The organism is Streptomyces sp. NPDC002870, assembly GCF_042888505.1.
Lineage (GTDB): Bacteria > Actinomycetota > Actinomycetes > Streptomycetales > Streptomycetaceae > Streptomyces.
Map to the genome: position 1 here is coordinate 30,192 of NZ_JBIAPW010000030.1, position 20,187 is coordinate 50,378.

The 20,187-nt window shown below is 70.1% G+C and carries 25 protein-coding genes; 16 read left to right on the plus strand and 9 right to left on the minus strand.

Features of this window, described 5'->3' with window-relative positions; genetic code table 11:
* Positions 1 to 266 precede the first annotated feature (266 nt).
* The 5 genes from ACFYWY_RS28895 to ACFYWY_RS28915 all read right to left on the minus strand — a co-directional run bounded on the left by ACFYWY_RS28895 (position 267) and on the right by ACFYWY_RS28915 (position 5,408).
* Positions 267 to 1,703 (minus strand): sensor histidine kinase, encoded by a 1,437-nt coding sequence (locus ACFYWY_RS28895; RefSeq protein ID WP_389191214.1) that lies wholly within the window; start codon positions 1,701 to 1,703, stop codon positions 267 to 269.
* Positions 1,700 to 2,422: a response regulator transcription factor gene (locus ACFYWY_RS28900; RefSeq protein ID WP_389191217.1), complete on the minus strand. Its 723-nt coding sequence runs from the start codon at positions 2,420 to 2,422 to the stop codon at positions 1,700 to 1,702. Before ACFYWY_RS28900 ends, ACFYWY_RS28895 begins: the two co-directional genes overlap by 4 nt.
* Before the next feature lie 20 nt (positions 2,423 to 2,442).
* Complete coding sequence (locus tag ACFYWY_RS28905) at positions 2,443 to 3,408, minus strand: S1C family serine protease (RefSeq protein ID WP_389191220.1); 966 nt, start codon at positions 3,406 to 3,408, stop codon at positions 2,443 to 2,445.
* 173 nt (positions 3,409 to 3,581) lie between these two features.
* On the minus strand, positions 3,582 to 4,604 hold the full coding sequence (locus ACFYWY_RS28910) for a LacI family DNA-binding transcriptional regulator (RefSeq protein ID WP_389191223.1): 1,023 nt from the start codon (positions 4,602 to 4,604) through the stop codon (positions 3,582 to 3,584).
* 24 nt (positions 4,605 to 4,628) lie between these two features.
* Complete coding sequence (locus ACFYWY_RS28915) at positions 4,629 to 5,408, minus strand: response regulator transcription factor (protein WP_389191226.1); 780 nt, start codon at positions 5,406 to 5,408, stop codon at positions 4,629 to 4,631.
* A 677-nt stretch (positions 5,409 to 6,085) separates the two neighbouring features.
* Between ACFYWY_RS28915 and ACFYWY_RS28920 the strand changes: the two genes are divergently transcribed.
* The 7 genes from ACFYWY_RS28920 (at position 6,086) to ACFYWY_RS28950 (ending at position 10,456) form a co-directional block, all read left to right on the plus strand.
* Positions 6,086 to 6,340 carry a MoaD/ThiS family protein gene (locus ACFYWY_RS28920; protein ID WP_389191228.1) on the plus strand — a complete coding sequence of 85 codons (255 nt, stop codon included), beginning with the start codon at positions 6,086 to 6,088 and terminating at the stop codon, positions 6,338 to 6,340.
* Positions 6,243 to 7,490 (plus strand): hypothetical protein, encoded by a 1,248-nt coding sequence (locus ACFYWY_RS28925; protein WP_389191231.1) that lies wholly within the window; start codon positions 6,243 to 6,245, stop codon positions 7,488 to 7,490. The genes ACFYWY_RS28920 and ACFYWY_RS28925 overlap by 98 nt, the downstream gene beginning before the upstream one ends.
* Before the next feature lie 175 nt (positions 7,491 to 7,665).
* The gene (locus ACFYWY_RS28930; protein WP_389191234.1) at positions 7,666 to 8,415 is read left to right on the plus strand and encodes a DUF2993 domain-containing protein; all 750 of its coding nucleotides are present in this window, start codon (positions 7,666 to 7,668) and stop codon (positions 8,413 to 8,415) included.
* Between the two features lie 301 nt (positions 8,416 to 8,716).
* Positions 8,717 to 8,797, plus strand: coding sequence for a putative leader peptide (locus ACFYWY_RS28935; protein ID WP_355172694.1), 81 nt, complete (start codon positions 8,717 to 8,719; stop codon positions 8,795 to 8,797).
* Positions 8,798 to 8,939: 142 nt separating this feature from the next.
* On the plus strand, positions 8,940 to 9,785 hold the full coding sequence (locus ACFYWY_RS28940; protein WP_389191236.1) for a sulfurtransferase: 846 nt from the start codon (positions 8,940 to 8,942) through the stop codon (positions 9,783 to 9,785).
* Between the two features lie 30 nt (positions 9,786 to 9,815).
* Positions 9,816 to 10,103 carry a DUF1416 domain-containing protein gene (locus tag ACFYWY_RS28945; RefSeq protein WP_150488563.1) on the plus strand — a complete coding sequence of 96 codons (288 nt, stop codon included), beginning with the start codon at positions 9,816 to 9,818 and terminating at the stop codon, positions 10,101 to 10,103.
* 86 nt (positions 10,104 to 10,189) lie between these two features.
* Positions 10,190 to 10,456 (plus strand): DUF3099 domain-containing protein, encoded by a 267-nt coding sequence (locus ACFYWY_RS28950; protein WP_389191240.1) that lies wholly within the window; start codon positions 10,190 to 10,192, stop codon positions 10,454 to 10,456.
* 79 nt (positions 10,457 to 10,535) lie between these two features.
* On the opposite strand, the gene ACFYWY_RS28955 is transcribed toward ACFYWY_RS28950, so the two are convergent.
* The gene (locus ACFYWY_RS28955; RefSeq protein ID WP_389191243.1) at positions 10,536 to 10,898 is read right to left on the minus strand and encodes a DsrE family protein; all 363 of its coding nucleotides are present in this window, start codon (positions 10,896 to 10,898) and stop codon (positions 10,536 to 10,538) included.
* A 262-nt stretch (positions 10,899 to 11,160) separates the two neighbouring features.
* Between ACFYWY_RS28955 and ACFYWY_RS28960 the strand changes: the two genes are divergently transcribed.
* From ACFYWY_RS28960 to ACFYWY_RS28970, 3 genes are all read left to right on the plus strand, one after another.
* Positions 11,161 to 11,733 (plus strand): FABP family protein, encoded by a 573-nt coding sequence (locus ACFYWY_RS28960; protein ID WP_389191246.1) that lies wholly within the window; start codon positions 11,161 to 11,163, stop codon positions 11,731 to 11,733.
* 115 nt (positions 11,734 to 11,848) lie between these two features.
* A complete protein-coding gene (locus ACFYWY_RS28965; protein WP_389191249.1) occupies positions 11,849 to 12,286 on the plus strand; it encodes a Fur family transcriptional regulator in 438 nt (145 codons plus the stop codon).
* A 13-nt stretch (positions 12,287 to 12,299) separates the two neighbouring features.
* A complete protein-coding gene (locus tag ACFYWY_RS28970) occupies positions 12,300 to 13,265 on the plus strand; it encodes a YgfZ/GcvT domain-containing protein (protein WP_389191398.1) in 966 nt (321 codons plus the stop codon).
* Positions 13,266 to 13,318: 53 nt separating this feature from the next.
* Here ACFYWY_RS28970 and dtd read toward each other — a convergent pair whose 3' ends face one another.
* Complete coding sequence (gene dtd / locus ACFYWY_RS28975; protein ID WP_389191252.1) at positions 13,319 to 13,744, minus strand: D-aminoacyl-tRNA deacylase; 426 nt, start codon at positions 13,742 to 13,744, stop codon at positions 13,319 to 13,321.
* A gap of 147 nt (positions 13,745 to 13,891) precedes the next feature.
* On the opposite strand from dtd, the gene ACFYWY_RS28980 reads away from it, so the two are divergent.
* The 4 genes from ACFYWY_RS28980 to ACFYWY_RS28995 all read left to right on the plus strand — a co-directional run bounded on the left by ACFYWY_RS28980 (position 13,892) and on the right by ACFYWY_RS28995 (position 17,846).
* Complete coding sequence (locus ACFYWY_RS28980; RefSeq protein ID WP_389191255.1) at positions 13,892 to 14,542, plus strand: AmfC protein; 651 nt, start codon at positions 13,892 to 13,894, stop codon at positions 14,540 to 14,542.
* A 101-nt stretch (positions 14,543 to 14,643) separates the two neighbouring features.
* Positions 14,644 to 15,609 (plus strand): asparaginase, encoded by a 966-nt coding sequence (locus tag ACFYWY_RS28985; RefSeq protein ID WP_389191258.1) that lies wholly within the window; start codon positions 14,644 to 14,646, stop codon positions 15,607 to 15,609.
* A 63-nt stretch (positions 15,610 to 15,672) separates the two neighbouring features.
* Entirely contained in the window at positions 15,673 to 16,917 is a 1,245-nt protein-coding gene (locus tag ACFYWY_RS28990; RefSeq protein WP_389191261.1) for a GNAT family N-acetyltransferase, read from the plus strand.
* A 50-nt stretch (positions 16,918 to 16,967) separates the two neighbouring features.
* The gene (locus tag ACFYWY_RS28995) at positions 16,968 to 17,846 is read left to right on the plus strand and encodes a GntR family transcriptional regulator (RefSeq protein WP_389191264.1); all 879 of its coding nucleotides are present in this window, start codon (positions 16,968 to 16,970) and stop codon (positions 17,844 to 17,846) included.
* An 11-nt stretch (positions 17,847 to 17,857) separates the two neighbouring features.
* Here the strand turns inward: ACFYWY_RS28995 and ACFYWY_RS29000 are convergent, their stop codons facing one another.
* Both ACFYWY_RS29000 and ACFYWY_RS29005 read right to left on the minus strand, forming a co-directional pair.
* Positions 17,858 to 18,034, minus strand: a complete 177-nt coding sequence (locus tag ACFYWY_RS29000; protein WP_389191267.1) for a hypothetical protein — start codon at positions 18,032 to 18,034, stop codon at positions 17,858 to 17,860.
* A 29-nt stretch (positions 18,035 to 18,063) separates the two neighbouring features.
* Complete coding sequence (locus ACFYWY_RS29005; protein ID WP_389133632.1) at positions 18,064 to 18,252, minus strand: hypothetical protein; 189 nt, start codon at positions 18,250 to 18,252, stop codon at positions 18,064 to 18,066.
* 74 nt (positions 18,253 to 18,326) lie between these two features.
* On the opposite strand from ACFYWY_RS29005, the gene ACFYWY_RS29010 reads away from it, so the two are divergent.
* Together ACFYWY_RS29010 and ACFYWY_RS29015 are read left to right on the plus strand one after the other, a co-directional pair.
* Positions 18,327 to 19,028, plus strand: a complete 702-nt coding sequence (locus ACFYWY_RS29010; RefSeq protein ID WP_389191271.1) for an HAD family hydrolase — start codon at positions 18,327 to 18,329, stop codon at positions 19,026 to 19,028.
* A 166-nt stretch (positions 19,029 to 19,194) separates the two neighbouring features.
* Positions 19,195 to 20,097: a winged helix-turn-helix domain-containing protein gene (locus ACFYWY_RS29015; protein ID WP_389191274.1), complete on the plus strand. Its 903-nt coding sequence runs from the start codon at positions 19,195 to 19,197 to the stop codon at positions 20,095 to 20,097.
* The last annotated feature ends 90 nt before the right edge of the window (positions 20,098 to 20,187 follow it).

Here is a 20,187-nt window from a genome sequence, read left to right on the forward strand (position 1 = left end):
ACCCACCCCGGGTGGGGGGGGTTTTTTTTCTACCCCCCCCCCCCCCCCCCGCCCCCGGCGGGGGGGCGGGGGGGGGCGCCCCCCCCCCGCCGCCGTGGCGACCACGCCGTGGCGACCACGCCGTGGCGACCACGCCGTGGCGACCACGCCGTGGCGACCACGCCGTGGCGACCACGCCGTGACGACCACCGGGCGAGGCGGATCCGCCGTTCCGGCGCCCGCAGTCCGGCGGGCCCCAGGCCGACGGCGTTCTCGCCGGTCCGAGGTCAGCCGGACGCCGGAGGCGGAGCCGCCGCGCCCGGCAGCCGGATCACCGCGCGCGTACCGCCGCCCGCGGCGGGCTCGATCGAAACCTCGCCGCCGCACTGCTGGACCGTGCGGGCCACGATCGACAGCCCAAGGCCCGAGCCGGGCAGACTCCGCGCCGAGGGCGAGCGCCAGAACCGCTCGAAGACGTACGGGAGTTCATCGGCCGGGATGCCGGAACCGTGGTCCCGTACCGTCAGTTCGCCGCCCTTGAGGGCCACCTCGACCGTTCCGCCCGGGGGCGAGAACTTCACCGCGTTGTCCAGGACGTTGACCAGTGCCCGCTCCAGCGCGGCCGGCTCCGCCCGTACGTACCAGGGCGCCAGCTCCGCCGCGAAGGCCAGCTCGGGCCCGCGCAGCCGGGCCCGCTCCAGCGCGGCCTCGGCGATCTCGTGCAGCGCGACCACCTTCAGCGGCCCACGGTCCGCCGCGTCGGGCCGCGACAGCTCCTGCAAGTCGCCGATGAGGGCGGCCAGTTCGGTCATCTGCGCCTTGACAGAGGCCATCAGCGCCGTACGGTCCGCGGGCGGGATAGCCCGGCCCGTCTCCTCGCTGCGGGCCAGCAGCTCGATATTCGTACGCAGCGAGGTCAGCGGCGTACGCAGCTCGTGCCCGGCGTCCGCGATCAGCTGTGCCTGCCGGTCCCGGGAGGAGGCGAGCGCGGCGGTCATCGAGTTGAAGGAGCGGGACAGCCGGGCGATCTCGTCCTCGCCCTCGACCGGGATGCGCACGGTCAGATCCTCGGTGCGGGCGACATGCTCGACGGCGCTGGTGAGCCGGTCGACCGGTTTCAGCCCGGTACGGGCGACCCACAGCCCGGCCGCGCCCGCGCCCAGGACGCCGACGCCCGACACGATGAGCAGCAGGAGAGCCAGATCGTTGAGGGTGCCCTCGGTCTCCTTGAGCGGGTACGCGATCAACACCGCGGTGTCGCTGACGACCCCGCCCGCCGGACCCTGGACGACGGCCGCGGCGGTGAGTACGCGGACGTCCTTCCCGTCGGTGTCCCGGCCGTTGCGGAACGTCCAGACGGTCGGGTCCGCGTTCCGCGCCACCTCCTGGTCGCTGCTGTCGACCTGGACGGTGCCGGCGGAGCCGGCGGCGACGCACGGTTTGTCGCTGCCTGCCTGGACGAGCTGGACGTAGAAGACGGGCTTGGGGCCGTAGCCGGTCCGCGCGGCAGGAGTCTCGGAACAACTGCGCAGTGCGGAGGCGACTTCTTCGGCCCGCAGGGGCGCGTTCGCGGTCTTCAGCTTGGAGTCGATCTCGTCGTACAGCTTGCCGCGCACGACGAACCAGCAGGTGGTGGAGACGGCCGCGACCGCGACCGCCACCGCGACCGCCACCAGCAGCGCCAGCCGCGACCGCAGGGGCAGCGCACGGAACTTACCGATCACTCCGGGCCGCCCGACCGCAGCGCGTACCCCACGCCACGCACCGTGTGGACCAGGCGCGGCTCACCGGCCGCCTCCGTCTTGCGTCGCAGATACATCACGTACACATCCAGCGAGTTCGAACTGGGCTCGAAGTCGAAGCCCCAGACCGCCTTGAGAATCTGCTCCCTGGTCAGCACCTGGCGTGGATGCGCGAGGAACATCTCCAGCAGCGTGAATTCCGTACGGGTCAGCTCCACCCGGCGCGTGCCGCGGTGGACCTCGCGCGTCGCCAGGTCCATCCGCAGATCGGCGAAGGCCAGCACATCGTCGTCGGGAGCCGCGCCCGCGGTCGTCGCGTACGAACTGCGCCGCAGCAGCGCGCGGATCCGGGCGAACAGCTCGTCCAGCTCGAACGGCTTGACCAGATAGTCGTCCGCGCCCGCGTCCAGACCCGTCACGCGGTCGCCGACGGTGTCGCGCGCGGTCAGCATCAGGATCGGCGTGGTCGAACCGGAGGCGCGCAGCCGGCGGGCCGCGGTCAGGCCGTCCATCCGGGGCATCTGGATGTCGAGCACGATCAGATCGGGCGCGTACGCCTCCGCCCGGGCGAGGGCGTCCACGCCGTCGACGGCGACCTCGGTCCCGTACCCCTCGAAGGCGAGAGAGCGCTGCAGCGCCTCACGGACGGCGGGCTCGTCGTCGACGATGAGGATGCGGTCGCCTTCACGGGGGGCAGTCATGGAATCAGCCTCGCACGGGGTCAGCTGTTGCCGCCGGAGCGCAGGTCGTCGAGGTCGGCCTTGACGGTGTCAATGGGGATGGCGAAGCCGAGGCCGACGCTGCCGGCGGTGGATCCGGTGGCCGAACTGGGCGAGTACATCGCGGAGTTGATGCCGATGATCTCGCCGTTAATGTTGATGAGCGCGCCGCCGGAGTTGCCGGGGTTGAGCGAGGCGTCGGTCTGGATGGCCTTGTAGGTGGTCTTGGAGTCGCCGGTGTCGCCGTTGAACTGCTGCCCGCCGAACTCGAAGGGCCAGCGGCCGCCCTGTTGCTGCTGATCCTGGTCCTGGTCCTTCGCGACGGTCACATCGCGGTTGAGCGCGGAGACGATCCCGCTGGTGACGGTGCCGGTCAGACCCTCGGGCGAGCCGATCGCGACGACCTCTTCGCCGACCTTGACCTTGCTGGAGTCACCGAGGGAAGCCGCCTTGAGGCTGCTCGCGCCCTCCAGCTTGATGAGGGCGAGATCCTTGCCGGGGTCGGTGCCGACGACCTTGGCGGTGTACGTCTTGCCATCACTGAGCCGCACCTTGACGGTGTCGGCGCCGGAGACGACGTGGTTGTTGGTGATGACCTCGCCGTCGGCGGTGACGATCACGCCGGATCCGGTGGACTGCCCGGAGGCGGAGGTCGCGCTGATCTCCACGATGCTCGGTGAGACGGCCTGCGCGACGCCGGAGACGGTGCCGGTGCTGCTCCGCGACACATTGGTGCCCGTCACGGCGGTGCCGCTGCTGTTATCGCCGTCGAGCCGGCCGACGAGCGCGGAGGCTCCGCCGCCGATGACCGCGGCCACGATGGCGACGGCGGCGATGAGGGTGACGGGCCGCTTGGCCTTGGCCCGATGCGGCGGGGGCGAGTGGGGCGGTGGCGGTGGGTAGGCGCCGGCGTTGTACGGCTCGGGCTGCGGCTCGGGCGGCTGCGGGTAGCGGTGGTAGTCGGTCATGGGATGACTGTCGGGCCTGTACATGAGAGCAGCGTGAGGCGGCGCTGAGAAGCCGGGCAGAAGTGTGTATGCCGGATTCGGGGCCGCTGACCCCCGCACCCCGCGCCGCCGGGCAACCCCGCAGCCCCGCGCAACGCAGACCCGCGCCGGGCGACCCCGGACCCCGCCGGAGGCTAACCGCACCCGCATGAGCGGCGGATCACCAAGCCCGACGGGAACTGCTTCACCCGCTCCCGGCGCGAACCCGCCACCCTCAAGCCGTCGTCCAGGACCAAATCCACCGCCGCCCGTGCCATCGCCGGGCGGTCCGACGAGATCGTCGTCAGCGGCGGGTCCGTCAGCGCCGCCTCCTTGACGTCGTCGAAGCCTGCCACCGCCAGCTCGCCCGGGACGTCTATCCGCAGTTCACGCGCCGCGCGCAGGACGCCGATCGCCTGGTCGTCCGTCGCGCAGAAGATCGCCGGCGGACGCTCCGGACCCGAGAGCAGCTTCAGGGCGACGAGATACGCGTCGTAACGGTTGTACGGGGCCTGAAAGAGCCGGCCCTCCACCGAGCGGCCCGCCTCCAGCATCGCCCGCCGCCAGCCCTCGACGTGGTCCGCGACCGGGTCGCCGACCGCCGGGGTCGACTCCATGCCGCCGAGGCAGGCGACGTACGGATGCCCGTGCTCCAGCAGATGCCGCGTCGCCAGCTGCGCGCCGCCGATGTCGTCCGTGACGACAGCGACGTCGTCGATCGCCTCGGGGCGTTCATGGAGGAGAACGACCCGCGCGTCCCACGCCTCGATCTCCGCCGCCGCCCGCTCGCTCGGGCCCTGGCTGACCAGGATCAGCCCGGAGACCCGCATCCCGAGGAACGCCCGCAGATAGTGGACCTCGCGCTCGTCGCGGTAGTCGGAGTTCCCGACGAGCACCATTTTTCCGCGGTCCGCCGCGGCCTGTTCCACCGCGTGCGCCATCTCCGCGAAGAACGGCTGCCGCGCGTCCGGCACGATCATTCCTATGAGATCGGTCCGCCGCGAAGCCATCGCCTGGGCGACCCGGTCCGGCCGGTAGCCCAGCTCCTTGATCGCGGCGAGCACCCGCTCGCGCGTGGCCGGAGCAACCGGCCGGGGTCCGTTGTTGATGACGTAGCTGACGACCGCGGTCGACGTACCCGCCAGTCTCGCCACATCGTCCCGCGTCACCTTGGCCACGCGCCGCAGTCTACGCGGGGTGACCTACCTCTGGGCAGGGCGTACGGCGGCTTCCTGCACCTCCGCTGGATCCTCCGTACGGGCGGCCGAAGCCGCCACCTTCGCCTTGGCCTCTTCTGCCGCGCGCTCGACCTTCTCCGGCGCGACGAAGCGGTAGCCGACGTTCCGTACGGTTCCGATCAGCGACTCGTGCTCCGGGCCGAGCTTCGCCCGCAGCCGCCGTACATGCACGTCGACCGTGCGCGTACCGCCGAAGTAGTCGTAGCCCCAGACTTCCTGGAGCAGCTGCGCGCGGGTGAACACCCGCCCCGGGTGCTGCGCGAGGTACTTCAGCAGCTCGAACTCCTTGAAGGTCAGGTCCAGGACCCGTCCCTTCAGCTTCGCGCTGTACGTCGCCTCGTCGACCGAGAGATCGCCGTTGCGGATCTCCATAGGGGAGTCGTCCGTGGTGATCTGCTGGCGGCCCATCGCGAGGCGCAGCCTCGCCTCGACCTCGGCGGGACCCGCCGTGTCGAGCAGCACGTCGTCGATGCCCCAGTCGGCGGTGACGGCCGCGAGGCCGCCCTCGGTGACGACGAGGATCAGCGGACAGCCGGGCCCGGTGGAGCGCAGCAGCTGGCACAGCGACCGCACCTGCGGCAGATCGCGGCGGCCGTCGATCAGGATCACGTCGGCACCGGGGGTGTCGACGAGGGCCGGGCCCTCGGCGGGGGCCACCCGTACGTTGTGCAGAAGCAGTCCGAGGGCGGGAAGCACCTCCGTCGACGGCTGGAGGGCATTGGTCAGGAGCAGCAGAGAGCTCATCGCGCCCCACCTGCCCGGGTCGTCTTACGGTCGTGCACGGTTCGCTCGCCCATAACGTCGGTTCCTCCTCGGTCCCTGCGAGGACGTTGCGGCACTGCTTCGTACGGTGGCTCCCGCGCCCTGGGAGCCTTTGTTCACCTGCCTGTAACAACGGCCGGGAAACACAAAAGGACCCGGGGGCTACGTTGCCCGAGTCCTCTGCCCAGCAGGATAACCCAGATGAGTTCCGGGGCAGAGGGGTCTTTCCGCAGATCAATTATTCCTCCGCTCACGCAGGGGCCGCATCGCACGGCTCTCCCGACGGAGGACAGGGGCCGAATTTTGCCGTGTACGAGCCGTTTACGGCAGGTGTCACGGACACCGCGATCGCCATCGTGTACGGATTCACGGGGCCGGTGGAGGGGCCCGCGGTGCGCCGCGGTGGGCGGGTGTTCGCGCAGCGTGTGCCCATGGTCACACTCTCGTTCCGGGGGCACCGCGCGGTGCTCGATCCGGCGCCCCCGGTGGATTGGGCGCGTGCCTTCCGTCACAGCAGCGTGGCGGAGGCCGGATTCTCGAAAGGGGGCTCGGGTGGTGCTGCGGCACGTTGCGATGCACGAGGGGCGCACTGAGGCGCATACGGACGCGCTCGCTCATCCGCGTAGCTCATCATGGAAGCCGACGAAAGGAGTGCCGACATGGCAGCGGGAACGATCCGCTACTGGGCCGCGGCCAAGGCGGCGGCCGGGACAGCGGAGGAGCCCTACGCGGCGGGAACGCTCGCCGAGGCGCTCGACACGGTGCGCGAGCGGCACCCGGGGGAGCTGACGCGGGTACTGCAGCGGTGTTCGTTCCTTGTCGACGGTGACCCCGTCGGGACCCGTGGCCATGAGACCGTACGGCTTGCCGAGGGCGGCACGGTCGAGGTGCTCCCGCCGTTCGCAGGAGGGTGAACCGCACATCATGAGCAGCGATCAGCAGCATCCGTACGGACAGCAGCAGCCGCCGCAGCCGTACCAGGGCCAGTACGCCGGTCAGCAGCAGCAGCACCAGCAGCCTTCATACCCGGAGTCGCAGGGCCACGGCGTGTCCCAGACCTGGCAGGCCGAGACCTGGGACACGCAGTACCAGCCGGTCGTGCAGCCCACGCAGGCCGCCGCCGGCCCCGACACCGGGTACCCGGACACCGCGTACCCGGACACCGCCTATCTGCCGCGGCAGGCCGCGTACCCGCTGCCGCCCGAGGCCCCGCTCCCGACGCCCGGACCCGCCGCTGCGTACGAGCCGCCGGCCGACCCGGCCGCCGCCGCCGGATACAGCACCCCCACCGTCCTCGGGAACGCCCGGATCACCGACGCCCAGCGCGCCCGCGCCGAGGGGCGCTCGCCGGTCATCCCGCCGGGCATGCAGCCCGCCGGGCTGACCGCCGTCCTCGGACTGCTGCTCGCCGGCGGCGCGGCCGTCGGCCCCTACGCCCTGCTCGTGCCGCTCGTCCTGCTGCAGGCCGTCACCGCGGCCGGCTGGTTCCGGCTGAACGGCATGTGGCCCGCCCGCCAGGGCATCGCGCTCGCCTTCGCCGGCGGACTGGCCGCCGACGCCGTGCTGCTCTCCGTAGGCCGGGAGAACGCCCCCGCCGCGATCATCGGCACCCTCGGCGTCTGGGTGCTGCTCACCCTCGTACTGCAGCTGCGCAGCCACGCCGGCGCCGACGAGAGGATGTACGGCCTGATGGCGACGGTGGCATCCGCCGCCCTCGCGATCCTCGCGACCGGGCATCTCGCGGGCCCTGACGACGCCGTTGTGGTCGGCGGGATCGCGGTCGCCGTGGCCGTCCTGGCCCGTGCGCTGCCGTTGCCCGGCGTCGCGTCCGTCGCCGTGGCACTGCTGGCCGCGGCCGGTGCGGGCATCGCGGCCGGCGGTCTCACCGGCATGGGCGCCGACGCCGCGCTGCTCGGCCTCGCGGCGGGTGGCTGCGCGCTGATCGGCCTGCGGGTCGCGAGCTACGACTACCCGTCCCGCTTCGTCCATATGACGGCCGGCGTGGCTCTGCCGCTGACCGCAGCGGCCCCCGCCGTCTACCTGATCGGCCGCGCCCTGGTGTGACGCGCTGGTGCGACCGGCCGGGCGTGACGGCCTGCTGTGACCGGCCCTGTGCCGCCGGCCGGAACCAATGGACCCCACCCGAACGTCGATCATTCAAGGCATGGCGTCGTCCGGACTGGTTAGGCTCGCGGGCGTCACGGGGGGCCAGACAGACCAGGGTGGGGGACACCGAGCAATGCGCGCACTGCGAATACTGCTGATCATCGCCGTGATCATCGGCGGCATCTTCGTCGCCGCCGACCGGATCGCGGTCAACATGGCGGAGTCCGAGGCCGCCGACAAGATCAAGAGCAGCCAGGGGCTGAGCTCGACCCCGGAGATCTCCATCAAGGGCTTCCCCTTCCTCACCCAGGTGGTGGGCAAGGAGCTCGACGAGGTGGACGTCAGCCTGAGCGGCATCACCGCCACCGCGGGCGGCCACTCGGTCAACGTCACCGAGGTCAGGGCCGAGCTGCGCAGCGTACGGATCGACAGCAGCTTCTCCTCCGCCGTCGCGGACCGGGCGGACGGCTCGGCCCGGATCTCCTACGCCGACCTGACGAAGGCCGCGCCGAAGGGCGCCACGATCAGCTATGCGGGACCCGAGCGGGCGGCCAAGGGTCAGGTCAAGGTCACCGGGCCGCTCGCCGACCTGCTCAAGGGCGCGGGCGTCCCCGTCCCCCGCGCGTTCCAGGGTCTGCTCGAGGGCCGCACGGTCAGCGCGTACAGCACGGTCGCGCTCAAGGGCGGCAGCACGGTCCAGCTGAGGGCGGAGGAGCTGCCGAAGTTGCCGGTCCCGGGCTTCGACGAGAAGTTGCGCAAGGTCATCGACTACGACCTGAAGATCGACGGGATGCCGTCCAGCATCAAGCTCGACAAGGTCGGGGCGACGGACGCCGGACTGCGGTTCTCGGGTACGGGTACGAACGTCTCGCTGGCCGGCTAGACCGCACCCCTGGCTGAAGAGGCGGGGAGGGGCGGGAGGGCCGGGGAGCGGCTGGGCCCGGCGGCGCTGACGGGTGATTTCCGCCGTACGCTCGCGCCCCCGTGCCGCATGACGAGATCGCATGACGAGATCGCATGGTGAGACGGGCCTGTCCGCTGGGTAGAAGCCGGACAGGCCCAATCTGCCCCGGAGGCAGGAACGGAGCGCCCGTGACTCCCGTTGTTCCATATAGTGGACGATCGCGTCTCAACATCCGACACGCCGGTGACATGGCGGCCGTCTCGTCCCTACGATCGGACGCATGAAGCGACAGGCGGACCTCACGAAGCGGCGGGCAGTAGACCTGTGCCGCGTCGCCGCCATGCTCTGTCGCGCTTTCTGAGCGGGAGCTCGGCTCCCGTATCCCCCGGGCCCGTTGACAGTTGTTGTCAGGGCCACACCCTGTGCCGTACGCCGCGCGTCCGCGTACCCGCACACCCCCTCTTCGCATCACCCGCCGCACACTGCCCCGGAGGAGAAAGAGCATGAGCCGCAGCGACGTCCTGGTAGACGCCGACTGGGTCGAGGCCCACATCGAAGACCCGAAGGTCGTCATTGTCGAGGTCGACGAGGACACCTCCGCGTACGACAAGAACCACATCAAGAACGCCGTCCGGATCGACTGGAAGTCCGACCTCCAGGACCCGGTCCGCCGTGACTTCGTCGACCAGGAGGGCTTCGAGAAGCTCCTGTCCGCGAAGGGCATCGCCAACGACGACACCGTCGTCCTCTACGGCGGCAACAACAACTGGTTCGCCTCGTACGCCTACTGGTACTTCAAGCTCTACGGCCACGACAGCGTCAAGCTCCTCGACGGAGGCCGCAAGAAGTGGGAGCTGGACTCCCGCGACCTGGTCGACGGCTCCGAGGTCCCGAGCCGCCCGGCGGCCGAGTACAAGGCCAAGGCCCAGGACACCTCCATCCGCGCCTTCCGCGACGAAGCCGTCGCCGCGATCGGCAACCAGAACCTGGTGGACGTGCGCTCGCCCGACGAGTTCAGCGGCAAGCTGCTCGCCCCGGCGCACCTCCCGCAGGAGCAGTCGCAGCGCCCGGGGCACATCCCGAGCGCCCGCAACATTCCGTGGTCCAAGAACGCCAACGACGACGGCACCTTCAAGTCGGACGACGAGCTCAAGGAGCTCTACGCCGAGGAGCAGGTGGATCTGACGAAGGACACCATCGCGTACTGCCGCATCGGTGAGCGTTCCGCGCTCACCTGGTTCGTCCTGCACGAGCTGCTCGGTGTCGACAACGTCAAGAACTACGACGGCTCCTGGACCGAGTACGGCTCCCTCGTCGGCGTGCCGATCGAGCTCGGCGCCAACAAGTAACCCCCTCTTCCGACCCCGAAGGACGACCCTATGTGTGGAGCACAGGCCGGCGGCCCCGACGCTTCGACGATCAAGCCCGGTGAGACGACCATCCAGGGCAGCGTGACCCGTGACGGCGAGCCCGTCACCGGCTACGTCCGCCTGCTGGACTCGACCGGCGAGTTCACCGCCGAGGTCCCGACCTCGGCGACCGGACAGTTCCGCTTCTACGCGGCCGAGGGCACGTGGACGGTGCGCGCTCTCGTGCCGGGTGGCACGGCGGACCGCACGGTCGTCGCGCAGACCGGCGGCCTGGCCGAAGTGGCCATCGCCGTCTGATTCACCACGTACTGGCCGAAGGGCCGCACCCCAGGGGTTGGACGCCACTGGAACGGGGTGCGGCCCTTCGGTCGTACGCTTGAAGCATGTACGCGCGACGTCGCCACGCCTACTTTCTGCTGATGGGGACGTGCCTGGCACTCTTCGTATCGGCCTGGGCCGTCGTGCGCCTGTGGTCCATTCCCATCGCCGTCGGCATGTGCCTCGTCGCCATGGTGATTCCACCGCTCGCGGCGATGGTCGCGAACCGGCGGGGGCCCGACGACCGCTGGTGGGACGACCCGTCGGGGGACCCCAAGTCCGACGAGTGGTGGGACGAGCTGGACGGCAAGAAGCGCCACAACAACCAGTGAGCGCCGTCAGCAACATGAGCGCCGTCGGCAGACGAGCGCCGTCAGCAGTTGAGCCCGTCAGGAGACGGTCAGGAGACGGTCAGTAGACGAGAGCCTGGACGTCGTCCGGCATGATCTCGCTGACGAAGACCTGCGCACCCGCGATCCGTACGCCGTCGAGTACATCCTTCTCCGTGATGTCGCGCCGCGCCGCGCACTGCGTGCACAGCGTGATCCGACCCGCCGCCTGGATCGACTCGATCAGATCCGGCAGCGGCGCCGCATGCGGCAGTTCGAACTCCGCCGCCCGGCCCGGCAGCGCGAACCACGCCGACTCGCCGGTCAGCCAGAGCGACACCTCCACTCCGCTGGCCACGGCGACCGCCGCCACCGTGAAGGCCTGCGAGCAGCGCTCGGGCGCGTCAACGCCGGCGGTCACCTTGATCACGAGCTTCTTCGCCATGCACCGAACTGTAGTGGGCGGCCCGTCGCGCACACCTCGCCGAGAGGGCGCGGGCCCCACCCACTAGGCTGGGCCGCGGCCCTCCTACCGCCCACCGCTCATCCCGAGGAGCACCCCGTGCTTGTGGCATTCTTCGAAGCCCTGCTGGTTCTGGTCTGCGTCGGCGTCGCCGCCTTCGCCGTTCTGGCCGTGAAGAAGCTGTACCAGGGCCAGCGCTAGTCACACTCGTATCTCTACTCTCTACAGATCGCCAGAGCTGCTCATGATCGAGATTCCGTCCGACCTGAACCCGGACCTCGTCCCCCTCGCCTTCCTCCTCGGCAACTGGGAGGGCGCGGGCGTATCCGACTTCCCCGGCGCCGAGAAGTGCAACTTCGGCCAGGAGGTCACCTTCAGCCACGACGGCCGGGACTTCGTCGAGTACGTCTCGCACACGTGGGTGCTCGACGCGGAGGGCAAGAAGGTCCGCCCGCTGGAGTCCGAGTCCGGCTACTGGCGTATCGACTCCGACCGCAAGATCGAAGTCGTCATGGCCCGTGACCAGGGCGTCGTCGAGATCTGGTACGGCGAGCTCGCCGACCAGAAGCCGCAGATCGACCTCGTGACGGACGCGGTGGCGCGCACCGGGGCGTCGGGCCCGTACAGCGGTGGCAAGCGGCTCTACGGCTATGTGAAGGGCGACCTGATGTGGGTGGGCGAGAAGTCCACCCCGGATGTCCCGCTGCGGCCGTACATGTCGGCGCATCTGAAGAAGGTCCTGTCCCCGGAGCAGGTCGAGTCGTGGGCCAAGGACCTCGGCGACCTGCCCGACGACGGCATCGCCTTCTTCAAGTAACCCGAAGTGGATGCTCCGGTTCCCGGAGGTACAACCATTGAGGTGCGAGCGGTAGCCATGGGGGTCGAGCGCCAGTTCGGGCCCTCATGGCCCGGCCCCCGCCTACACTGGACGCGTGGTGAGCACCGACTGGAAGAGCGACCTGCGGCAGCGCGGCTACCGGCTGACCCCGCAGCGCCAGCTTGTCCTCGAAGCTGTCGACGCACTTGAGCATGCGACGCCCGACGACATCCTCTCCGAGGTCCGCAAGACAGCGTCCGGTGTGAACATCTCCACCGTCTACCGCACCCTGGAGCTCCTCGAAGAGCTCGGCCTGGTCTCCCACGCCCACCTCGGCCACGGGGCCCCCACCTACCACCTCGCGGACCGCCACCACCACATCCACCTGGTCTGCCGGGACTGTACGAATGTGATCGAGGCGGATGTCACCGTCGCCGCCGACTTCACCGCGAAACTGCGCAAGACCTTCGGCTTCGAGACGGACATGAAGCATTTCGCCATCTTCGGCCGCTGCCAGAAATGCGCTGCTGAGGCTTCAACTACCGAGTCGTAGGCTTGGGCCCATGATGAAGAGTCCTCTGCTGTCCCTGCCCGGTGCGGTCGCTGCCGAAGGACGAGACGAAGGAGTCGCCGCGCACTACGGCGATCTGTTCCGCGAACAGCGCGCCCTGGCGGACGGCGCCGGCCTCGTCGACCTCTCGCACCGCGGCGTAGTCACCGTCTCCGGCGACGACCGGCTGAGCTGGCTGCATCTGCTGCTCACCCAGCATGTGAGCGACCTCCCGGCGGGGCAGGCCACCGAGGCGCTGATCCTCTCCGCACACGGCCACATCGAGCACGCCCTGTATCTCGTCGACGACGGCGAGACGGTCTGGGCGCACGTCGAGCCGGGCACGCAGGAGGCGCTGATCGGCTACCTGGAGTCGATGAAGTTCTTCTACCGGGTCGAAGTGGCCGACCGTACCGAGGAGTTCGCGGTCGTGCACCTGCCGGCGGGGTCCATCGCCCAGGTGCCGGACGGCGTTGTCGTACGGGAGACTCCGCACGGCCGCGATCTGTTTCTGCCGCGCGCCGACCTCGAGTCGTACGCCGCCGAGAACGGCCCGGTCGCCGGAATCCTCGCGTACGAGGCACTGCGCATCGAGACCCACCGCCCCCGCGTCGGCTTCGAGACCGACCACCGCACCATCCCGCACGAACTGGGCTGGATCGGCAGCGCTGTTCACCTCGAGAAGGGCTGCTACCGCGGCCAGGAGACCGTCGCGCGCGTCCACAACCTGGGGAAGCCGCCGCGCCGGCTGGTCTTCCTGCACCTGGACGGCAGCGAGGTGCACCTGCCGGGCCCCGGTACCCCGGTCCGGCTCGCGTCGGAGGGCGCGGAGGGCCGCCAGCTGGGCTTTGTGACCACGTCCGCCCGCCACCACGAGCTCGGCCCGATCGCGCTGGCGCTGATCAAGCGCAATGTGCCGGTGGACGCGGAGCTGCTGGCGGGAGACACGGCGGCCGCGCAGGAGCCAGTGGTCGAGCCTTGAGCCGGTCGCCGTGTCCTGAGCCGGTCGCCGTGTCCTGAGTCGGCCGTCGAGCCCTAGATCTCCACGATCACCGTGAACGGGCCGTGGTTGGTGAGCGAGACCCGCATCTCCGCCCCGAAGCGGCCCGTCTCCACACGCGCCCCCAGCGCCCGCAGCTGCGCCACCACCTCGTCGACAAGCGGCTCTGCCACATCGCCGGGCGCCGCTGCGTTCCAGGTGGGGCGGCGGCCCTTGCGGGCGTCCCCGTAGAGAGTGAACTGCGAAATCACCAGCAAGGGCGCATTCACATCCGAGCAGGACTTCTCGCCCTCCAGAATCCGGACCGACCAGAGCTTGCGGGCCAGCTGCGCCGCCTTCTCCCCGGTGTCCTCGTGGGTGACTCCCACCAGCACACACAGCCCTTCGCCGACGATCTCACCGACCGTCTCGCCCGCCACGACGACGCTCGCGCCGTCGACCCTCTGCACCACTGCACGCATACAGACCAACCTATCTGGGGCTGAACGGGTGCAGAGCACCTGCGTCGGGAGGTTGTGGGGTGGCACGATGCAACAAGGCGGTGCTTCCCCTCGGCCCTTCGGGCCCGGGGAGACCCCATGCACCGGTCGAGGGGACGGACAACGCACATGAGTACACCTGGCGCCGGGCAGTCGCCCGGTCCCGTATTTCCCGTATCGATTCCCGCATCGGATTCCACGTCGATTCCCGCATTCCCGGCACCCACGGCCTGTGCCGAGCGACCGCCCCATCAGCGCAGCGCCGACGCCCTGCCGGAGCCCCCGCAGCACGACCTCCCCACCCTGCGGCTGCCGGAGCTGCGTACGTTGCGCCGGGACTCGCACCGCGACGAGGCGGATCTCAGCTACGTACGGCGGCTGCTGCAGGGCCGGATCGACATCCTGCGGGCGGAGCTGGCCCGGCGTACGGACCCTCAGACCCCGGTCCTCCCGGAGGCCCCGGTGGTCGACCGCCTGTCGGAGATCCTGGCCGACGCTCCTTCGCGGCACCGCTCGTCCGCCCGCCATGTGACGCTCTCCACGCCGCAGAGCGAGGAGTACCGGCGGCTGGCCGCCGACATGCTCTCCGATGTCGAGCTTTCCGACCTGGACGCCCGTACGGACGAGGAGCTGCACGCGGCCATGGGACGGCTGATCCGCTATGAGCAGCAGGTCTCGCGCAGCCGTCAGCTGCTCCAGCGGACGGCCGACGACTGCAGCGCGGAGATCGCCCGCAGGTACCGTGAAGGCGAAGCACAAGTGGACGACCTGCTCACCTGAAGCGATTCCGGCCCCTCGAGCCGACCCGTCGAGCCGCCCCGTCGAGCCGATCCTTCGAACCGATCCTTCCGGGAGCGGGCCCCTGCCCGGGAAGGCCGACGATGAGCTCCACCGCCGACAGCACCGCCATACCCCCGGTCCTCGCCGAAGTCGTACGTTCCGGCTTTGTCGAGGGCCATCACCGCGGATCGCTCGTCGTCCTGGCGCCGGACGGCAGTGTGGAACTCACGCTCGGGGATCCGTCCGCGCCGGTCTTCCCGCGCTCCAGCAACAAGCCCCTGCAGGCCGCGGCCGTTCTGCGGGCCGGGCTCGACCTCTACGGCGAGCGCCTGGCGCTCGCCGCCGCGAGCCACTCGGGCGAAAGCTTTCACCTCGATCTCGTACGCAAGATGCTCGCCGAGCACGGGCTGTCGGCGGACGAACTGCAGACCCCGCCGGACCTGCCGCTCGACCCGGTCGAGGCCGAGAGGTATCTGGCCGGCGGCCAGGTCCGGGACCGGGTCACCATGAACTGCTCCGGCAAGCACGCGGCGATGCTCGCGGCCTGCGCGCTGAACGGGTGGGACCGTACGAACTACCTGGACCCCGCGCACCCCCTCCAGCAGCTGGTCCACCGGGTGGTCGAGGACACGTCCGGCGAGCGGGTCGCGGCCGCGGGCACGGACGGCTGCGGCGCACCCCTGATGGGGATCAGCCTGACCGGTCTGGCCCGCGCCTTCCGCCACTGCGTGCTCGCCGAGCCGGGCTCGGCCGAGCGCCGGGTCGCGGACGCGATGCGCGCCCACCCCGGGTACGTGGCGGGCACGCGCCGCCACGACACCTGGCTGATGCGCGAGGTGCCGGGCGCGCTCTCCAAGATGGGCGCGGAGGCGGTCCAGGCGGTGGCGCTGGCGGACGGCCGCGCGCTGGCTTTCAAGGTGGACGACGGCGCGACGCGGGCGCTGCGTCCGGTGCTGGGCCGTGCGCTCGAGGTGATGGGTGTGGACTCGCCGGTGGTGGGCCGGATCGGGCGCATGCCGCTGCTGGGGGGCGGCATGGAGGTGGGCGCGATCCGCGCGGCGTTCTGAAGCGTTTGCTCCGGTCGAAACTCGGATGCGGGCCGGTCGGCGTTCGGCCTAGCGTGGGGCCGCATGAGCGTCGAGACCCGCGTCATCACCGAGTCCGAGTACCCCGACTGGCTGCGGGCCCTGTGCACCGGATTTCTGCGGCCGCCGGTGGTCTCGGAGGAAGAGGCCGCCTCGCGCAGGGCGCACGTCGAACTCACGCGGGTGCGCGGCGCGTTCGACGACGGCCGCTGCGTGGCGACGTACCGCTCGTTCGCTCAGCAGCTCACGGCGGTGGGCGGCGCCGCCCTGCCCGCGAACGCCGTCTCCAATGTGACGGTCTCGCCCACACACCGCCGCCGCGGCCTGCTCAGTTGCCTGATCACCGCCGACCTCGCGGAGGCGAAGGAGCGCGGCGACGTCGTGTCCACGCTGATAGCCGCGGAATACCCGATCTACGGGCGGTACGGCTACGGTCCCGCCGCCTGGATCACCGAGTGGGCGATCGACGTCCCGCGCACGGGCCTCGACCGGCGCTGGTCGGGCCCCGCCGACGGCGGCCGCATCGACCTGGCGGACGCCACGGACGTACGCAAACTCGGCCCGGAACTGCATGCACGGCTGGCGGCCAGGCAGCCGGGCGTGGTGAGCCGTGACGAGCGCTGGTGGCAGCTCAACACGGGCCAGGCGCAGCTGGCGGCCCAGCCGTGGACGGAGCCGTTCTACGCGGTCTACCGCTCCGCGTCCGGCGAGGTCGAGGGCCTGCTCGCCTACCAGTCGGACGACAACTGGGGCGATGCCAAGCAGCCGCTGAACACGGCGTCGGTACGCGAGATGCTCGCCCTGACACCGGCGGCGGAGCGTGCGCTGTGGCACTACGTCTGCTCGGTGGACTGGATCACCACGGTCAAGTCGGGCTACCGCGCCCCGGACGACCTGCTTCCGCTGCTGCTCCCGGACCCGCGGGCGGCGAGGATCCTGACACAGGCGGACTTCCTGTGGGTGCGGATCCTGGATGTGGTGCGGGCGCTGGAGGCGCGTACGTACGCGACGTCCGCGACCCTGATCCTGGACGTCCACGACGGGCTGGGCCTCGCGGGCGGCCGCTTCCGCCTGGACGTCTCACCGGAGGGCGCGGTCTGCACGCCATCGGCCGAGTCCCCCGATCTGGCGCTGGACGTGAGGGAGTTGGGGGCGCTGTATCTGGGCGACGAGTCGGCGGTGCGGCTGGCGGCGCTTGGGCTGGTGGACGAGCGGACGCCGGGGGCGGCGGGGGTGGCGGATGCCGTGTTCCGTACGCCGAGGCGGCCTTGGTGCCCGGACGTCTTCTGACCTCTGCCACACAACTGCCTTGGACGAAGGTTGAGTTGTAGCGTTGGTGTGTGGACGGCGACAGTACGGCACACAACAGCGGGCGACACTCCTTCCAGAACGTGGCGGACGTGCTGCGCGAACGAATCCGCACGGGTGAACTGAAAGCCGGCGAGAGGATGCCGACACAGGCTCAGCTGGCCGAAGAGTTCGGTGTGGAGCGTGCCACCGTCCGGCAGGCCCTGCGGATCATGCGGGACGAGGGGCTGCTGGCCGATGAGAGCAGGGGCAGCCCGTCCCGCGTCGCCGAGCCCGAGGCCGTACGACGCGGTGACGCACCCGAGCCGCTCATGGTCGACCTGGGAACCCGCCTCGCGGAGGCGTTCTCTGCCCCCGAGGTTCGTGTCGATGCCGTCTGCCTGACGGCGGAACCCTTGATGCTCGCGCTCGGGGAGCCGCTGCGCCGGATCTACGAGGGCGCCATCAGACCGTCCACGGTGGAAGTCCGCATCCTGCTGCCCGGCCGCCCGGACATGGACCTCGCCTTCCCGTCCCCGCGCGGCGCCCCGCAGGACGATCAACTGCTTCATCAGAGCTGGCTGGCGCAGCGCAACGCACAGGGCCAGGTACTGCGCCACAACCTCATGGCTCTTCGCGCGACGATCGGCTGCGACGTCAACGTCACCTTCCGCGCCCTGCCTTTCACCCCGCCCGTGAAGCTCCATCTGCTGAACGGCTCGGAGGCGCTCTTCACCTACTACAGAGTCATGCGGCGCGAGGAGCAGATCGACGACGGGCCGCTCGAGATCTACGACGTGCTCGGCACGAATTCGCTGCTCTTCCCCTTCGAATCGGGCCGAGGGCAGCGGGACGATGCCTTCGTGGCGCAGTCGCAGGCGTGGTTCGACGGGCTGTGGGACACCATCTCTTCGGATCTGACACTGGGCTGACTCGGCCGGCATCACGCGACGAGCATCACCAGGATGATCGCGCCGATTCCGGCGCACGCGGTGTTCCTGGCCTTCACGCCGATGCTGAGCAGCAGCAGCGCGATGATTCCCATCGGACCGAAGCGGCTCTCCACGAGCGTCTCGAAGCCGACGGCCAGGGTGGCGACGGCAAGGGCGATGAGTGGCATGACGGGTCCGTCCTTTGCGGGTGGGGCGGTCACGCTCCTGGAGGCACCAGGAGCAGGGACAGGATGAAGGCGCCTGCGCACGCGCACCCGTGGTGGCGTGCCTTGATGCCCAGACCGAGCAGGGCCAGACCGACGAGGCCCGGGGCCCCGTAGCGCCAGGCCATGAGCTCGCCCAGGCCGAGATCGAGCAGAGTGACGGTGAAGGTGATCAGGTCCATGGGTCTGCTTCCTTCCTCAGTGCGGGCGCCGGGGAGCTCAACAGCGCCTCAGGGGGGCGCTGTAGCGTGCGTGTGTGGCCGACCTTCGTGATCTGCTCTCCCCAGCCAAATGCGTCTTCTTCGACTTCGACGGGCCGATCTGCCGGCTCTTCGCAGGACATCCGGCGAGTGAGGTGGCCGGTCGGCTGCGGGAGCTGATCGCGGGCAACAGCGACGAGAACGTGATCCCGTCCGAGGCGCTGGAGACGGACGATCCGCAGGCCGTCCTCCGCGCGTACGCCAACACCGTCCCCGGCAGTCCCCTGGTGGCGGAGCTCGAAAAGCTGATCACCCGTGAGGAGGTGATCGCGGCGGCGAGCTCCCGGCCCACCGCCTTCGCAGACCCTTTGATCCGGACGTTCCGCGCCCTCGGGCTGCAGCTCGCCGTGACGACGAACAACGCGCCCGCGGCGGTGCGGCGTTATCTCGAAAGACGTGACCTCGCGGAGTGCTTCGGCAGGCATATTTACGGGCGTACGCACGACGTGGCACGCCTCAAGCCGCACCCGGACTGCGTGCGGCGTGCTCTGGCGGGTACCGGGATGAATGCCTCGGAGGTGGTCCTGCTCGGGGATTCCCCTGCCGATTTGCATGCGGCGCGAGCGGCAGATGTCGCCTTTCTGGGCTATGCGCGCAACGCGCGCAAGCTGGCTGCCTTGGAACAGGAGAGGGCCGAGGTCATCGTCGATTCGCTGGAGGCTGTGCTGACGGCCGCGCGTGATGCGGACCGGGGCTGACCCGACCATGCTCACCTCCCGGCACCTTCGTGGGGATGCAGTCCAATTGGACTGGGTGGCTGCTTATTTGACAGTAAGCCAGAACAACTAGCGTGATCGGCAGTCCAATTGGCTAACTTGGCTGAAAGTGATGTGTGTGGCCCGGTCCAAGTTGTACGGTCGAGCTATGGCCACTGAACGCCCAGGCGCCAGTGAGGGCGCAACACCGCAACAGGGCGCACGGACGGCACAGCAGATCGCTGGCGAACTGCGCTCACGGATCGACCGAGGGGACTACCGGCTCGGGCAGCTGCTGCCCACGCAGCGCGAACTCATGGCGGAGTTCGGGGTGTCCAAGGACACCGTCCAACGGGCCATGCGCGAACTTCAGACCGAGGGCTGGATCGAGTCACGGCAGGGCAGCGGGTCACGAGTGATCCGGGCCCGGCGGATCCACACCCCCAAGGCGAGGGCCGGCCAGCCGGTGCCTGTCGGTCTCGGTCCACTCATCTCGGAGGCCTTCGAGGCGGAGGAAGTCTCACTCGACGCCTTCTGCCTGACCACCGAGTCCCTGACCGACCATGTCGGCGTGCAGGCCGACCGGGTGGCCCTTGGTGAAGTGAGCCCCCGGAGCATCAGCCTCAGGCTGCTCCTGCCCAGTCGCGAACCGAGGCCCGCATACCCGGCCGCGGCCGATGACCCATCGGACGCACGCCCGCACGAACGCTGGGCCACCATGGTCGAGTTCCACACCGGGCGACTGCGCGAGAAGCTTGTTGCGCTGCGCCGCGGCGGGCTGGTCGCCACTGTCGACGTGGACGTCCGCCGGGCGCCGCTCACCCCGACCCACAAGCTCTATCTGCTCAACCGGACTTCGGCACTGCACGGCCTCTACGTGGTGGAGAACCGCACGATGCCCCTGTCCGACGGCACCGAGGTCCAGGCGCTGGACGTCCTCGGGCTGCAGTCGACGCTTTTCCACTACGAGAAGACCGGTGACCCCGACGCGCAGGGGTCACTCTTCGTCGCCTCGGCACAGAAATGGTTCGACTCGTGCTGGGAGAATCTTGGCGTGCCCGAAGGGAGCTGAGGCCAACCGGACTGGCTGCTTCAGGCCGTCCGCGACGACGGGGCCGGTGATGTCCGCGTACACGAGCTTGGTTCGGTCGTCGGCGGCACG

What these genes read in the sequence shown, in the direction of transcription:
- ACFYWY_RS28900 (WP_389191217.1), bottom strand. Translation starts at nt 2,422, where the DNA reads ATGACTGCCCCCCGTGAAGGCGACCGCATCCTCATCGTCGACGACGAG.
- ACFYWY_RS28905 (WP_389191220.1), bottom strand. Translation starts at nt 3,408, where the DNA reads ATGACCGACTACCACCGCTACCCGCAGCCGCCCGAGCCGCAGCCCGAG.
- ACFYWY_RS28915 (WP_389191226.1), bottom strand. Translation starts at nt 5,408, where the DNA reads ATGAGCTCTCTGCTGCTCCTGACCAATGCCCTCCAGCCGTCGACGGAG.
- ACFYWY_RS28920 (WP_389191228.1), top strand. Translation starts at nt 6,086, where the DNA reads ATGGCAGCGGGAACGATCCGCTACTGGGCCGCGGCCAAGGCGGCGGCC.
- ACFYWY_RS28930 (WP_389191234.1), top strand. Translation starts at nt 7,666, where the DNA reads ATGCGCGCACTGCGAATACTGCTGATCATCGCCGTGATCATCGGCGGC.
- ACFYWY_RS28935 (WP_355172694.1), top strand. Translation starts at nt 8,717, where the DNA reads ATGAAGCGACAGGCGGACCTCACGAAGCGGCGGGCAGTAGACCTGTGC.
- ACFYWY_RS28940 (WP_389191236.1), top strand. Translation starts at nt 8,940, where the DNA reads ATGAGCCGCAGCGACGTCCTGGTAGACGCCGACTGGGTCGAGGCCCAC.
- ACFYWY_RS28945 (WP_150488563.1), top strand. Translation starts at nt 9,816, where the DNA reads ATGTGTGGAGCACAGGCCGGCGGCCCCGACGCTTCGACGATCAAGCCC.
- ACFYWY_RS28950 (WP_389191240.1), top strand. Translation starts at nt 10,190, where the DNA reads ATGTACGCGCGACGTCGCCACGCCTACTTTCTGCTGATGGGGACGTGC.
- ACFYWY_RS28955 (WP_389191243.1), bottom strand. Translation starts at nt 10,898, where the DNA reads ATGGCGAAGAAGCTCGTGATCAAGGTGACCGCCGGCGTTGACGCGCCC.
- ACFYWY_RS28960 (WP_389191246.1), top strand. Translation starts at nt 11,161, where the DNA reads ATGATCGAGATTCCGTCCGACCTGAACCCGGACCTCGTCCCCCTCGCC.
- ACFYWY_RS28970 (WP_389191398.1), top strand. Translation starts at nt 12,300, where the DNA reads ATGAAGAGTCCTCTGCTGTCCCTGCCCGGTGCGGTCGCTGCCGAAGGA.
- dtd (WP_389191252.1), bottom strand. Translation starts at nt 13,744, where the DNA reads ATGCGTGCAGTGGTGCAGAGGGTCGACGGCGCGAGCGTCGTCGTGGCG.
- ACFYWY_RS28980 (WP_389191255.1), top strand. Translation starts at nt 13,892, where the DNA reads ATGAGTACACCTGGCGCCGGGCAGTCGCCCGGTCCCGTATTTCCCGTA.
- ACFYWY_RS28985 (WP_389191258.1), top strand. Translation starts at nt 14,644, where the DNA reads ATGAGCTCCACCGCCGACAGCACCGCCATACCCCCGGTCCTCGCCGAA.
- ACFYWY_RS28990 (WP_389191261.1), top strand. Translation starts at nt 15,673, where the DNA reads ATGAGCGTCGAGACCCGCGTCATCACCGAGTCCGAGTACCCCGACTGG.
- ACFYWY_RS29000 (WP_389191267.1), bottom strand. Translation starts at nt 18,034, where the DNA reads ATGCCACTCATCGCCCTTGCCGTCGCCACCCTGGCCGTCGGCTTCGAG.
- ACFYWY_RS29005 (WP_389133632.1), bottom strand. Translation starts at nt 18,252, where the DNA reads ATGGACCTGATCACCTTCACCGTCACTCTGCTCGATCTCGGCCTGGGC.
- ACFYWY_RS29015 (WP_389191274.1), top strand. Translation starts at nt 19,195, where the DNA reads ATGGCCACTGAACGCCCAGGCGCCAGTGAGGGCGCAACACCGCAACAG.